The sequence below is a fragment of the Nonomuraea sp. NPDC050663 genome (assembly GCF_044456985.1).
GTDB lineage: Bacteria > Actinomycetota > Actinomycetes > Streptosporangiales > Streptosporangiaceae > Nonomuraea.
Window position 1 is genome coordinate 457507 of record NZ_JBITGL010000007.1, and the last position, 13226, is coordinate 470732.

The 13226-nt window shown below is 71.1% G+C and carries 11 protein-coding genes and 1 pseudogene; 5 read left to right on the plus strand and 7 right to left on the minus strand.

Going from position 1 to position 13226, the window contains the following annotated elements:
* The first annotated feature begins 32 nt into the window (after positions 1–32).
* The 4 genes from ACIBH1_RS24750 to araA are packed head-to-tail and all read left to right on the plus strand — an operon-like array spanning position 33 to position 4760.
* Complete coding sequence (locus ACIBH1_RS24750) at positions 33–1019, plus strand: LacI family DNA-binding transcriptional regulator (protein WP_397316314.1); 987 nt, start codon at positions 33–35, stop codon at positions 1017–1019.
* Between the two features lie 41 nt (positions 1020–1060).
* The gene (araB, locus tag ACIBH1_RS24755) at positions 1061–2662 is read left to right on the plus strand and encodes a ribulokinase (RefSeq protein ID WP_397316266.1); all 1602 of its coding nucleotides are present in this window, start codon (positions 1061–1063) and stop codon (positions 2660–2662) included.
* Positions 2659–3306, plus strand: coding sequence for an L-ribulose-5-phosphate 4-epimerase (locus tag ACIBH1_RS24760; protein ID WP_397316267.1), 648 nt, complete (start codon positions 2659–2661; stop codon positions 3304–3306). Before araB ends, ACIBH1_RS24760 begins: the two co-directional genes overlap by 4 nt.
* On the plus strand, positions 3303–4760 hold the full coding sequence (gene araA / locus ACIBH1_RS24765) for an L-arabinose isomerase (RefSeq protein WP_397316268.1): 1458 nt from the start codon (positions 3303–3305) through the stop codon (positions 4758–4760). The genes ACIBH1_RS24760 and araA overlap by 4 nt, the downstream gene beginning before the upstream one ends.
* Before the next feature lie 137 nt (positions 4761–4897).
* Here araA and ACIBH1_RS24770 read toward each other — a convergent pair whose 3' ends face one another.
* Complete coding sequence (locus ACIBH1_RS24770) at positions 4898–5422, minus strand: hypothetical protein (protein ID WP_397316269.1); 525 nt, start codon at positions 5420–5422, stop codon at positions 4898–4900.
* Between the two features lie 224 nt (positions 5423–5646).
* On the opposite strand from ACIBH1_RS24770, the gene ACIBH1_RS24775 reads away from it, so the two are divergent.
* Positions 5647–6513 carry an exodeoxyribonuclease III gene (locus ACIBH1_RS24775; protein WP_397316270.1) on the plus strand — a complete coding sequence of 289 codons (867 nt, stop codon included), beginning with the start codon at positions 5647–5649 and terminating at the stop codon, positions 6511–6513.
* Positions 6514–6706: 193 nt separating this feature from the next.
* Here the strand turns inward: ACIBH1_RS24775 and ACIBH1_RS24780 are convergent, their stop codons facing one another.
* The 6 genes and pseudogenes from ACIBH1_RS24780 to ACIBH1_RS24805 all read right to left on the minus strand — a co-directional run.
* Positions 6707–7156, minus strand: a complete 450-nt coding sequence (locus ACIBH1_RS24780) for a hypothetical protein (protein ID WP_397316271.1) — start codon at positions 7154–7156, stop codon at positions 6707–6709.
* Positions 7153–7554, minus strand: coding sequence for an MmcQ/YjbR family DNA-binding protein (locus tag ACIBH1_RS24785; RefSeq protein WP_397316272.1), 402 nt, complete (start codon positions 7552–7554; stop codon positions 7153–7155). The genes ACIBH1_RS24780 and ACIBH1_RS24785 overlap by 4 nt, the downstream gene beginning before the upstream one ends.
* Positions 7555–7564: 10 nt before the next feature.
* Positions 7565–9559, minus strand: coding sequence for a glycosyl hydrolase family 28-related protein (locus tag ACIBH1_RS24790; RefSeq protein ID WP_397316273.1), 1995 nt, complete (start codon positions 9557–9559; stop codon positions 7565–7567).
* Positions 9560–9668: 109 nt separating this feature from the next.
* A complete protein-coding gene (locus tag ACIBH1_RS24795) occupies positions 9669–11009 on the minus strand; it encodes an AAA family ATPase (protein WP_397316274.1) in 1341 nt (446 codons plus the stop codon).
* A complete protein-coding gene (locus ACIBH1_RS24800; RefSeq protein ID WP_397316275.1) occupies positions 11006–12442 on the minus strand; it encodes a hypothetical protein in 1437 nt (478 codons plus the stop codon). Before ACIBH1_RS24800 ends, ACIBH1_RS24795 begins: the two co-directional genes overlap by 4 nt.
* Positions 12439–13226, minus strand: a pseudogene (locus ACIBH1_RS24805) (hypothetical protein); the annotation flags it as partial. The gene ACIBH1_RS24800 and the pseudogene ACIBH1_RS24805, both read right to left, overlap by 4 nt.

Here is a 13226-nt window from a genome sequence, read left to right on the forward strand (position 1 = left end):
TGGGATCGACTGACAGGCGCCGCCCGCCGGTGATGTCCGACGTCGCCAGGCTCGCGGGGGTGTCCCACCAGACGGTCTCGCGTGTCCTGAACGACCATCCCAACGTGCGCTCCGACACCAAGGCCCGGGTGCTGGAAGCGATCGACCAGCTCGGCTACCGGCGCAACCTGGTCGCCCGCGCGCTGGTCACCAACCGCTCGCGCACGCTCGGCGTCGTCAGCTTCGACACCACCCTGTACGGCCCGGCCAGCACGATCTACGGCATCGAGCAGGCCGCCCGCACGGCTGGCTACTTCATCAGCATCGTCAGCCTGAAGTCGCTCGACGCCGCCAACGTGCGCGACGCCATCGACTACCTCACCGAGCAGGGCGTCGACGGCGTCATCGTCGTCGCCCCGCAGCGCTCGGCCGCCCGCGCGCTGGAGAAGCTGCCGCCCGGCCTGCCCGCCGTCGCGGTCGAGGGCACCCACCGGGCCAACGTCTCGGTCGTCTGCATCGACCAGATCGAGGGCGCCAGGCTCGCCACCCAGCACCTGCTCGACCAGGGGCACGAGACCGTCTGGCACATCGCGGGGCCGCCCGACTGGCTGGAGGCCGAGGGCCGGCTCGAAGGCTGGCGCAGCGCCCTGGAGGCGGCCGGCCGCCAGGTGCCCGAGCCGCTGCCGGGCGACTGGAGCCCGCGCGCCGGCTACGAGGCGGGCAAGCGCCTGGCCCGCATGGACGAGGTCACGGCGGTCTTCGTCGCCAACGACCAGATGGCGCTCGGCGCGCTGCGCGCCTTCACGGAGGAAGGCGTCAAGGTCCCCGAGCGGATCAGCATGGTCGGCTTCGACGACATCCCCGAGTCGGAGTTCTTCTCGCCGCCGCTGACCACCGTCAGGCAGGACTTCGACATCGTCGGCCGCCACTGCATCGACGTCCTGCTGCGCCAGATCGACTCCAGCGGCCCCGGCACCTACGAGCGGCTGGTCGTCCGGCCAGGCTTCGTCGTCAGATCCAGCACGTCACCCGCGCGCTGACCGTGAGACCCCTCGGACGAGAGTGAGAGTTGGAGCAGGATGTGAACGCTAACAGCCATGTCATCGGCGTCGACTTCGGCACGCTGTCCGGCCGTGCCGTCGTCGTCCGCGTCGCCGACGGCACGGAGCTCGCCAGCGCCGTGCACGAGTTCGCCGACGGGGTGATCGAGGAGCACTTACCGGGCACCGGCGTACGGCTCGGGCCTGACTGGGCGTTGCAGTCGCCGCGGGACTGGATCGAGGTGCTCAAAGTCGCCGTGCCCGAAGCGGTGCGGGCGGCCGGGATCGATCCGGCCACCGTGATCGGGATCGGCACCGACTTCACCGCCTGCACCATCCTGCCCACCACCGCCGAGGGTGAGCCGTTGTGTTACGCCGAGCCGGACCGGCCGCACGCGTGGCCGAAGTTGTGGAAGCATCACGCCGCTCAGGCGCACGCCGACCGGATCAACGCGCTGGCCGCCTCCCGCGGGGAGGCGTGGCTGGCGCGCTATGGCGGGAAGATCTCGGCGGAGTGGGCGTTCGCCAAGGGCCTGCAGCTGCTGGAGGAGGATCCTGAGCTGTACGGCAGGGCCGAGCGGTGGATCGAGGCGGCCGACTGGATCGTGTGGCAGCTGACCGGGGTGGAGTCCCGCAATGTGTGCACCGCCGGGTACAAGGAGATCTTCCAGGACGGCGCCTACCCCTCGCCGGAGTTCCTGGCCGCGCTCCATCCAGGCTTCGCCGGGTTCGTCGGCAAGCTGAACACCGCGCCGATCGCGCCGCTGGGCGGCCTGGCCGGGCGGCTGTCGGCGCAGGCCGCCGCCTGGACCGGGCTGCCGGAAGGGATCGCGGTGGCGGTCGGGAACGTGGATGCGCATGTCACCTCGGCGGCCGCGGACGCGGTGCGGCCGGGGCAGATGGTGGCCATCATGGGCACCTCCACCTGTCACGTGATGCCCTCCGATCGGCTGGCGCAGGTGCCGGGCATGTGCGGGGTGGTCGCCGACGGGATCGTGCCCGGCCTGTGGGGGTATGAGGCGGGCCAGTCCGGGGTGGGTGACATCTTCGGCTGGTGGGTCGAGCAGGTCGGCCGCAGCCATGAGGAGCTGACCGAGCTGGCCGCCGCGCAGCGCGTCGGCGAGCACGGCCTGGTCGCCCTGGACTGGCACAACGGCAACCGGTCGGTGCTGGTCGACCACCACCTGTCGGGGGTGATCGTCGGTCAGACGCTGGCCACCCAGCCGCAGGACGTCTACCGGGCGTTGATCGAGGCGACCGCGTTCGGCGCCCGGGTGATCGTGGAGACGTTCGAGGCGGCCGGGGTGCCGGTGGAGGAGTTCATCGTGGCGGGCGGGCTGCTGAAGAACGCGTTTTTGATGCAGATCTACGCTGATGTGCTGCGTCGTCCGTTGTCGGTGATCGGTTCGGATCAGGGTCCGGCGCTCGGGTCGGCGATTCATGCGGCGGTCGCGGCGGGCGCGTATGCCGACATTCAGGCGGCGTCGAAGGTGATGGGCAAGCGGATCGAGAAGGCGTATGAGCCGGATCCGGAACGCGCGGATGCCTACGACGAGCTTTTTGCCGTCTATCGGGAGCTGCATGACGCCTTCGCCGACGGCCGGGTGCTGCACACGCTGCGCGCGTTGAGGAACCGGGCATGAGGAAGATCGTCTGTGACCTGCATGCCGAGCTGGTCAGGAACAACCTGGTGGCGTGGACGGCGGGCAACGTGTCCGGGCGGATCCCGGGCGAGGACCTGTTCGTGATCAAACCGTCGGGGGTGTCGTATGACGAGCTGACCCCTGAGGCGATGGTCGTCTGCGACCTGGACGGCAATCTGGTGGAGGGCGAGCACGCCCCGTCCAGTGACACCGCGGCGCACGCCTACGTCTACCGCAACATGCCGCAGGTGGGCGGGGTGGTGCACACCCATTCGACCTACGCCAGTGCGTGGGCGGCCCGGCATGAGCCGATTCCGTGTGTGCTGACCGCGATGGCCGATGAGTTCGGCGGAGAGATCCCCGTGGGCCCGTTCGCGTTGATCGGCGACGACTCGATCGGGCAGGGCATCGTCGCCACGCTCAAGGGCCATCGCTCGCCTGCGGTGCTGATGAAGAACCATGGCGTGTTCACCATCGGCAGGGATGCGCGGGCGGCGGTGAAGGCGGCTGTCATGTGTGAGGACGTGGCCCGCACGGTGCATATCTCGCGGCAGTTGGGTGAGCCGCTGCCGATCGCGCAGGCCGACATCGATCGGCTGTATGACCGCTACCAGAACGTGTATGGACAAAGGAGTGCGCGATGAGCATCTGGTTTTTGACCGGCAGCCAGCACTTGTATGGCGAGGAGACTCTCGCGCAGGTGGCCGAGCAGTCGCAGGCGATCGCCTCCGCCCTACCGGTCACGGTCGAGTGGAAGCCGGTGCTGACCGACGCCGGGGCGATCCGGCGGATGATGCTGGAGGCCAACGCCGACGACGGGTGTGTGGGGGTGGTGGCGTGGATGCACACCTTCTCTCCGGCCAAGATGTGGATCGCCGGGTTGGATGCGTTGCGCAAGCCGTTGCTGCATCTGCACACTCAGGCCAATGTCGAGCTGCCGTGGGCGAGTATCGACATGGATTTCATGAATCTCAACCAGGCCGCGCACGGTGATCGTGAGTTCGGGTTCATTCAGACCCGTCTGGGGGTGCCGCGCAAGACCGTCGCCGGACACGTCACCGACCCCGCCGTGGCGGAGCGCATCACCGCCTGGACCGCCGCGGCCAGAGGCTTCAACGAGCTCAGAACCCTGAAACTCGCCCGCTTCGGCGACAACATGCGCGACGTGGCCGTCACTGAAGGCGACAAGGTCGAGGCGCAGCTGCGGTTCGGCGTCTCGGTCAACACCTACGGCGTCAACGACCTGGTCGAAGCGGTCGACGCCGTAGCGGACACGGACGTCTCCGCGCTGGTCAAGGAGTACGCCGAGCTCTACCGGGTGGCCCCGGAACTGCTCGGCGACCGGCGCGAGTCGCTGCGCTACGCCGCCCGCATCGAGATCGGCCTGCGCGGCTTCCTGGAATCAGGCGGGTTCAAGGCCTTCACCACCAACTTCGAGGACCTCGGCGGGCTGCGCCAGCTGCCCGGCCTGGCCGTGCAGCGGCTGATGGCCGACGGCTACGGCTTCGGCGGCGAGGGCGACTGGAAGACCTCTGTCCTGGTCCGCACGCTCAAGGCGATGGCGCCGGGCGGGGCGACCAGCTTCATGGAGGACTACACCTACCACCTGGTCCCCGGCGAGCAGCTGATCCTCGGCGCGCACATGCTGGAGGTCTGCCCGACGATCGCCGCCGGCACCCCCTCATGCGAGATCCACCCGCTGGGCATCGGCGGCCGGGAGGACCCGGTCCGTCTGGTCTTCGACGCCGCCCAGGGCCCTGGCGTGGTGGTCGGCCTGGCCGACCTTGGCGACCGGTTCCGCCTGGTCGCCAACGAGATCGACCTGGTCGCTCCGCTGAAGCCGCTTCCGAACCTGCCCGTCGCCCGCGCCATCTGGCGCCCCCGCCCCGACCTGCGCACCTCCGCCGAGGCCTGGCTCACCGCCGGAGCCCCGCACCACACGGTCCTGTCCAGGTCCGTGGGCGTCGAGGAGCTGAACGACCTGGCCGACATGCTGGGCGTCGAGCTGGTCGTCATCGACCACGACACCACGCCGCGCCAGTTCACCAAGGAGCTGCGCTGGAACCAGGCCTACTACCGCCTCGCCCAGGGATTCTGAGGCATTGGCCACCAGAGACGGCCTTGGCTCGGGGGCGGGCATCTCGTGCTCCCGAGCCTGCCGTACGTGAGACCCGTCCATGCCAAGCGTGCGGTCACCGTCCGCGACGCCAGGGGTCCGATGCGGGCCGTCCAGGGTCAGTCCCGCTGCTCCCAGATCACGGTGTCGATCAGGACCACATCCTCGATCACCTGCCGAACCCGCAGGAAGGCCACGCGCCCGACGTTGGTGCGCAGGCAGAGACCGGTCCCCGGCTGAGGCGTGCCGAGCGCGTGGCCAGGTTCGTGCGGGTCCGAGGCGAGAATCTCCTCACACTTCCCCCGGCTCGGGGCCTCCGTGCCGGTCCAGGACGCCGAGGAGGCAGCGGGACCGACCGACAGGCCGTCGCCGGGGGCATAGCGCAGTTCCTCCCAGCTGATGCTCGGTGGTACGTGGTCGAGATCCAGGCCGCTCGCGGTCAGCCGTACCGCACCCCGAAATCGCACGGGCTCGTCACCGGTCGGCTGAACGAGGGAGGTAGGAAGCGCGCGGGGCGTGCTCGAAACGACCGGGGTGTGTGCCGTGCTGGTGGGTGACGGTTCGTCACCGCTCGTCGCGACGGCGGCTATGACCGCGGCCGCGACCGTGGCTAATGCCCCGATTCCCGCGGCGATCAGTGTCACCCTCGAAGTGTTCTGTGTGTCACCAGGCATAGGCGCAAAGTTACTGTGAGCGCTGCGCTTTTCACGCTTGTATGCGGCTGCTCGCAACAGTTGTCCTACGGTGGACAGGCATACCGGGCGCTGCCGCCCGCACCGGCGAGCCCGCTGATGGGAGAAGCGTCGCTCCCCGGGTGCCCCCGCCTCCTGCCCCCGCCCTGTCACTCCCGCGGACTATCGTGGGACGGGTGCGTGTAGCGACCTGGAACGTCAACTCCGTCAAGCAGCGTGTGCCGCGCCTGCTGCCGTGGCTCGACCAGCGCAAGCCCGACGTCGTCTGCCTGCAGGAGACCAAGCTCTCCGACGCGGCCTTCGCCGAGCTGCTCGGCGACGAGCTCGCCGCCCGCGGCTACGAGATCGCCGTGCACGGCCAGCCCCAGTGGAACGGCGTGGCCGTGCTGTCGCGCGTCGGCCTCGACGACGTCGTCGCCGGACTGCCCGGCGGGCCCGGCTTCCCGCACCAGGAGGCCAGGATCGTCGCCGCCACCTGCGGCGGGGTGCGCGTCCACTCGGTCTACGTCCCCAACGGCCGCACGCCCGACTCCAACCACTACCACTACAAGCTCGCCTGGCTGGCGGCGCTGCGAGAGGTGGTCAAATCGGGGCCGAGGGAGGCGATGGTGTGCGGCGACGTCAACATCGCCCCCGCCGACGCCGACGTCTTCGACCCCGCGGCCTACATCGGCCAGACCCACGTCACCGCCCCGGAGCGTGCCGCGCTCGCCGACCTGCAGGCGCTCGGCCTGCACGACGTCGTCCGCGACAGGTGGCCCGACAACCGGATCTTCACCTACTGGGACTACCGGGCGGGCATGTTCCACAAGGACCTCGGCATGCGCATTGACCTGGTGCTCGCCTCGACGCCGGTCGCCGAGCGGGTGCGGGCGGCATGGGTCGACCGCCAGGCCCGCAAGGGCACCGGGCCCAGCGACCACGCGCCGGTGATCGTCGACCTCGACGAGGCCCCCGACGGCGACATCGGCCCCGTCGTCCCGCCCCCCTCGGCTCCCGCGAAGCGTCGAGGGACGGTGAAGCTACCCCAGTCGCCGGCCTGACAGGCCGTTCGCGCCATGCCGGGAGGGACGATGAAGCCACCCCAGTCGCCGGCCTGACGGGCCCTTCACGGCGAGCCGGGAGGGAGGTGAAGCTACGCCAGTCGCCGACCTGACGGACCCTTCACGCCAAGCCGGGAGGGAGGCTGAAGCTGCCCCAGTCGCCGGACTGACGGGCCGTTCGCGGCAAGCCGGGTCAGGGGGGATCTGTTGTGCCGCCGGGGAGTTCGGTGACCGCGGCGGGTTCGAGGCGGATGTCATGCCAGGTGACCCAGCAGTCGTTCTGCTCGGTGGCGATCTCGGCTCCGCAGCCTTCGCACACGAGGTTGGGGCCGTCGACGCCGTCGTAGCCGCAGCAGCCGTTCAGGCGGCCGGGATCGGCGTGGAGCCGTAGACTCCGGACGTCATCGGGGTGGACGAGCACGGTGAACGCCGGCCCCGCCGGCACATGGGTGCGCGCGCCCGGCCCTTCGGGGACGTACGGCGGGCCGAAGGGCTTCGGATCGCGGGCGAAGCTTCCCGCCGTCACCCGAGGCTGAGCCTCGCCCGAAGCGGTGTTCGGTTTCCGGTCGGGGAAAGGCACCTCGCGGATCGGAGCGGTGACCAGCGCTCCGCAGTTCTTGCAGGAGAACACCGAGGTCGTCACGGGGCGCCCTCGGCCGTGGCCGCGTCGTAGGCGGCCACGGCGCGTTTGCCCGCGACCATGCGCCACGCCTGCTCCAGCAGCGCCCCCACCTCCGCCCAGTCGGGCGTGACGGCGTGCATCTCCGCCCCCACCCAGTGCCTCACGTACGCGGGCCGGAAGTACCGCTCCCCGTCACCGGCCATCAGCGTCTCGAGCTCCCCGGGCGGCGCCTTCACCACCAGCGCCAGCCGCCCGTCACCGTGGTGGTCGAGCAGCAACCAGGCGATCCTGCGCCGCCCCACCATGAGGGAGACGTGCCCGAACGACTCCTCGACCTCGACCCCCGGAAGGCCGGAGACCAGGTCGAGAAGCCGCTCGTGCACGCGGGAGACGTCGGCGTCCGTCCACGTGGCGACCATGCCACCCAGCTTAGGAGCCGCCTCCGACAATCCACGGGGACGGGGCCGGCGGGGTGACCACGGGCGGGCGGTCGTCGCAGGTGATGGTGTTGGGCAGCATCCACGGCGCCAGCCAGCCGCCGTCGTTGCCGCCCCGGTCGATCACGGAGAACTCCGAGCCGGTCGGCGGGAAGTTGAACGAGCCGCAGTTGTTGACCCCGACCGCCCCGACGTTGCGGGCGTCGACGTTCTCGAACGTGGCCGAGCCCTTCACGCGGGCGCTGACGACGGAGGTGCCCGTGCCGTCGACGCGGATGTCCTTGAAGTGCACGTTGCTGATCGAGTAGAGGTCCTTCACCGACCACTCGCTGACCAGCATGATCGCGTTGTAGGTGTTGTCGAGGAAGTGGTTGCCCACGACCTGGATGTCGGCCTCGATGTTCTTCTCCAGCGCGTAGAACCAGATCGCGCCCAGCCCGATCTTCCAGTTCAGCTCGAAGGTGCCGGAGCGCACGGTGGTGTTGTTCGTGATCCACATCGAGCCGGCGAAGGGTTCGGCGCCGAAGCGGGAGCCAACCTGGATGGCGCTGCCCTCGCGGATCGGGTCGGCGATGAGGTTGTTGGAGATCGTGTTGTCCGTACCGCCGTAGATCGCGATGCCGTTGGCGAGCACCGGCGTCTGGACCGTGTTGCGGTCGAAGACGTTGCGGGCGTTGGCGGACTTCTCCGACCACATCGCCAGGCCGTCGTCGCCGGTGTTGCGGACGAAGTTGTTCGACACGACCGAGTCGGTGACGCCGGTGTGGAAGTTCAGGGCGTCGGCTATCTGGTCGACGATGATGTTGCCGCTGACCTCGACCTTCGACATCGGCCCGTCGAACCAGAGGCCGACCTTGGTGTGGCGGATGTGCAGCCCGGTGACGCTGGAGTCGCTCATCGCGCCGCCGACGCCGTTGACCTGGTCGGTGTCGATGCGCTCGCGCACGTCGCCCTCGATCGCGAAGCCCTTCAGGTGCACGTTGCGGCTGCCGCCCTCGGAGGCGGGCTTGCCGTAGAAGCCGACGCCGGTGTGCACGGAACCGTCGGGGAGCGGCTCGTCGAGGGTGACCTGCTTGCCCCTGATGATCGTGTACCAGTTGCCCGCGCCCTCGATGGTCACGTCGTCGACGACGATGTGCCGGTTGACCTGGTAGACGCCCGGCGGGACGTACACCTTCAGCCCCTTGCGCTTGGCGAAGGCGATCGCCTTGTCGAAAGCGCCGGCCGACTCGCGCCGCCCGCTCGGGTCGGCCCCGAACAGCAGCACGTTCGCCGCCTTCAGATTCACGTACGGCAGGCCGACGAGCTCGCTGTCGAGCAGGTCGATCACCGTCCACTCGGCCCCCGCCGTCGCGGTCAGCCGCACCCGGTCACCCGCCTTGTACTTCTTGCCCAGCAGCAGCCGCTGCTCGTCGTAGAAGTGCGAGGGACGGAACGGCTTGGCGAACACCGGCCTGGGGTCGGTCGCGGCGGGCACGCACGCGCACTCGGCCACCCACCAGTCGGGGTGCAGCAGGTCGCCCTGGGGGTCGTTGCTGAACGGGTACTGGTTGTACAGCCAGGAGTACTGCGAGGTCAGCGTCATGGTGCGCTTGTCGCGCCCGTTGACGCTCACCTCCAGCGGCGCGGTGATGCCACCGCCGCCGGGGGAGTCGGGGATGCTGTAGCGCACGGTGATCGCGTTGGCCGCGCTCGGCAGCGTGAACTCGACGTGCTGGCCGGGTGCGAGCCTGACCGCCTTCCGCCCCGAGGCCTCCGACGGCAGCGTGTAGGCCGTGCGGTCGGGCCCGATGACCGTCCCGCTGGTAGCGGCGTTCTCCGCCTCCTGCTCGGCGAAGGCCACGGGGGCTCCTCGCCCGGCGACCAGCGCGGGGTCGAGCGCCGCCCTGGTCACCACCGGAGCCGTCGCCCGGGCCTGGGCGACGGCGGGGGGAGTCCCGGCCACCAGGACCGCCGCGGCCGTCAGAACTGTCGCTAAAGCGCGCATCGCACACTCGTTTCTGTCGGGGGGTGAGCCGACAGTAGGCGACGCGCAGGCAACTCACAAGAGATGCGCAGTATTTTTCAGGCGGTTGCTATGTATTTGCAATCAATGGTCATGGACATGAGATCCGGTGCTTGGCGAGGTGGGCGAGCAGCGCCTGGTTGGCCTCCCAGCCGTCAGGGAAAGGAACCGGCGCGTCCAGGTGCACGGGCTCGGTCGACGGGTGGGCGTCGAGCACGTCGGGGATGCCAGCGCGGGCGACGACGATGCACGCGTGGCGGTGCCGGGAGGTCAGGACGCAGAGGCGTCCGGGGGCGAGGTGGAAGTCGGTGACGTCGCGGCGGCCCGACATGGGGTGGAGGACGACGGTCACGTCGTACTCGCGGCCCTGCAGCCGGTTGGCGGTGTCGACGGTGACCCCGGCGGGCAGGCCGGCCGCCCTGATGGCGGCGACCTGGTCGCGGTGCGCGGCGCCGACGGCGACGCGGTCGGCGGTCAGCGGCTGGGAGCCGTGCTCGTCGTGCGTCGTGCCGCCGCGCTCCAGCAGGCGGGCGACGAGGCGGACGATGGCCTCGACGGCCTGGCCGTCGGTGCGCATGGTGTGACGGGCGGGCAGCTCCAGCAGCGCCCACCCCGACGCCGCGGCCTCGTCGATGGCGAGATCGATGGCGGCCCCGGTGGCGGCCCCGGTGGCGGCCCCGACCGCGGATCCGGCGGGCCCGGCCCCGGTAACCCCGGTGGCGGACCCCAGGGCGGGGAACTCCAGTCGCCGGTCGCCGAACCCGGTGCCGGAGGTGAAGCCGGTGAACGGGTAGAACGCGTCCGACACGACCGGCGCCGCCGTGGCGGGCAGCCGCCACGACACCGGCAGCCGGTGCACCGGCAGTTCCGGGTTGTGCCGCCGCAGCACCGACACCGCGCTCTGCACCGGATCCCACGACAGCCCCGTCCACCGCTCGCCCTCCACCGGCGAGAACGGGTCGAGCTGGCCGGGATCGCCCACGAACAGCGCCCGCTCGAACCGTCCGGCGACGCGCAGCAGCATGTCGGAGCGCATCTGGTAGGCCTCGTCGACGATCGCCCAGTCCCACCGCCCATCGCCCAGCGTCGCCCACTTGGCGGAGGTGGCGATGGTCACCGCGGGCTCGCCCAGCTCGCCGACCTTGCCGGCGATCGTCACGTTGGGCCGCAGCACCCGCTCGCTGGGCTTGTAGGAGGTGGCCGACAGGCGGCCGATGGCGAGCGTGGGGTCCTTCGTGGACAGGCGGTCGATGAGGTCGTCGACCTGCTCGTTCACCTGAGCGATGATCATCAGCCGTTCGCCGAGCGCGGCCAGGTGCCGGGCGGCGGTGACGACCAGCGTGGACTTGCCCGCCCCCGGGGGCGAGTCGACGATCACCCCGCGGTGGCGGCGGCTCGTCAGGTCGGCGAGCACCTCCTCGACGACCGTCATGCCCATTCCTCCACGGCGTCCTCCTCGGCCGGCACGTACTCGGGCGGCGGCCCGCCGTGCGTCCAGGGCGTCTCCTCCCGCTCGGGGAAGGTCGCGGGCTGCTGGAAGTCCCTCTTCAGCGTGGTGAACGCGACCCTGCCCTCGGGAAGCGGCGCCGGCTTGGTGAGCGTGCCCATGCCCTTGGAGATCTCGACGGTGATCAGGGCGCCGTCGAGGGAGTGCACGGTGCCGCCCAGCTCGGGGCGTTCGACGCAGGTGACCTCGTCGCCGGCCGCGAGCCGTACGGGATCGGTGGTCGAGACCGTCACGAGCGGGCGCAGCAGCTTGCGGTTCTTGTCGCTGAGCACAATCCTGCCCGGCTCGGCGGCGACGACCTCGCCGGTGAAGGCCTGCCCTTTGAGCCGGTGCTCGGCCATCAGCAGCGGGTCGTCGAAGGCCCTGGCGACCTCGTAGCCGGCCTGTGCGCGCTCCAGCTTGTCGAGCCGGGCCGCGGCGGCGACGGCGCTGTCGCGGCGCGGCTGCGGGTGGGATTCGGCGAAGGAGGCGGCGAAGCCGGTGTACGAGGCGCGGTCGCCTTCCCATCGGGAGGCCACGCTCGCCCCCGCGGGGATCTCGCGCAGCAGGTCGACGGCCTGCCACACGAGCCGCCACGTCGGCTCCAGCTGGGTCAGCAGGGCGTCGGCGATCTTCTCCTCGACCGGGGTGCCCTCGTCGTGGGCGCGGATGAGGGGTTCCAGCACCGCGTTGTCGAAGCCGGGGTCGGTGGCGGGCCCGGCGGGCGGCAGGTGGGCGGGGTCCTCGGCGCGCAGCGCCGCCTGCGGCCCGTCGGTGATCCAGCCCAGCAGGGCGCCCAGGTTGGCGTCCTCCAGGGAGCTCTGCCCGGTCGCCCAGTGCAGCGACAGCGCCTCGGTCGCGGGCAGCAGCAGGCACGAGCCGGGATGCTCCGACCGGTCGGCCAGGAACGTCAGCCACCTGCCCAGCGACGGCACGATCGGATCGACCGGGTAGGGCCCGTCGGTCCTGCGAAAGCGCGTCGAGCGGCCCAGCAGCTTCAGGAACGCCGCGCCCGGCCGGTTGGGGACGATCAGCTGGGGCGCGTCGAGGCTGCGTTCGTACGGCTCGCCGCGCTTGGGCTCGACCGTCTCCGTGTCGGCGTGGAAACCCTCGAGGTAGGGCACCAGCAGCCCGGCCAGCTCGGCGGCGAAGGCGAAGCGCAGGTCGCGGTTGCGCGGCTGCGGCACGGTGAGCAGCGCCGGATGCTCGCGGTCGGCCCCGACGAGCGCGCCCAGCGGCGCGTTGGCCTCACCGGCGAGGCCGAGCGGGATGACGACCATCGGGCGCTCGGCCAGGTGCACGTGGCGCACGGCGGCGATGCGCTGCGCGCGGCCCTGCCGTACGGCCTCGATCCTGGCCAGGGCGGTCAGCACGCTCACCGCTCACCGCCCGCGGCGATCAGGGTCTCCTCGCGCACGGCCTTGGCGAAGCGCAGCAGCTCGGCGATCTCCGGGTGCCCGGCGGGGTCGCCGCCGTCGGCGAGCGCGAGCACCTCCCTAATCCCGGCGATGCCGCCCACGTCGTCGCGCACGGCGCGGCCCAGCCGGTCGGTGCTGCCGTGCGCCTCGTGGCGGCAGAAGAAGGCCAGCTCGCACGCCGCCATGCACTCGGGGGCGTAGCGGGCGCCGATGCGGGCGATGTCGCGCTCCAGGTGCTCGTTGCCGGGATCGAACGAGACGCCGTCCGGCACGAGGTCTGCGGCGCGGGTCAGGCGCGACAGCTGGCGGCGCAGCACGCCGAGTTGCTTGCGCACGTCGACGAGCGTGGCGGTGGGGCGGTTGGCGAAGTTCTCGGGGCAGACGAGCACGACCTCGTGCGAGACCCGGCCGGCTCCGGCGAGCTCGGACAGGGCATGGGTGTACACGGCCGCCTCGCGGGCCGCGGCGGCCACCTTGCGCCCGTCGGCCTGCCCGTCGATCACGGGGAAGGACTTGATCGCGACCACGTGGAACCGGCCGCCGGCGGCGAAGAGGATCACGTCGGGGTCGAGCGTGACCCGCTGACCGGCGATCTCCACGCCGAGCAGCGGATGGTCGTAGAAGACAGGGCCCGCCGGGTCGCCCGTCACCGCCGGGTCGCCCGTCACCGCCGGGTCGCCCGTCACCGCCGGGTCGCCCGTCACCGCCGGGTCGCCCGTCACCGCCGGGTCGCCCGTCACCGCCG

Excerpts from the sequence above, each read along its gene's own strand:
- ACIBH1_RS24750 (WP_397316314.1), top strand. The coding sequence starts at position 33 with ATGTCCGACGTCGCCAGGCTCGCGGGGGTGTCCCACCAGACGGTCTCG.
- ACIBH1_RS24760 (WP_397316267.1), top strand. The coding sequence starts at position 2,659 with ATGAGGAAGATCGTCTGTGACCTGCATGCCGAGCTGGTCAGGAACAAC.
- araA (WP_397316268.1), top strand. The coding sequence starts at position 3,303 with ATGAGCATCTGGTTTTTGACCGGCAGCCAGCACTTGTATGGCGAGGAG.
- ACIBH1_RS24785 (WP_397316272.1), bottom strand. The coding sequence starts at position 7,554 with ATGGTCGCCACGTGGACGGACGCCGACGTCTCCCGCGTGCACGAGCGG.
- ACIBH1_RS24790 (WP_397316273.1), bottom strand. The coding sequence starts at position 9,559 with ATGCGCGCTTTAGCGACAGTTCTGACGGCCGCGGCGGTCCTGGTGGCC.
- ACIBH1_RS24795 (WP_397316274.1), bottom strand. The coding sequence starts at position 11,009 with ATGACGGTCGTCGAGGAGGTGCTCGCCGACCTGACGAGCCGCCGCCAC.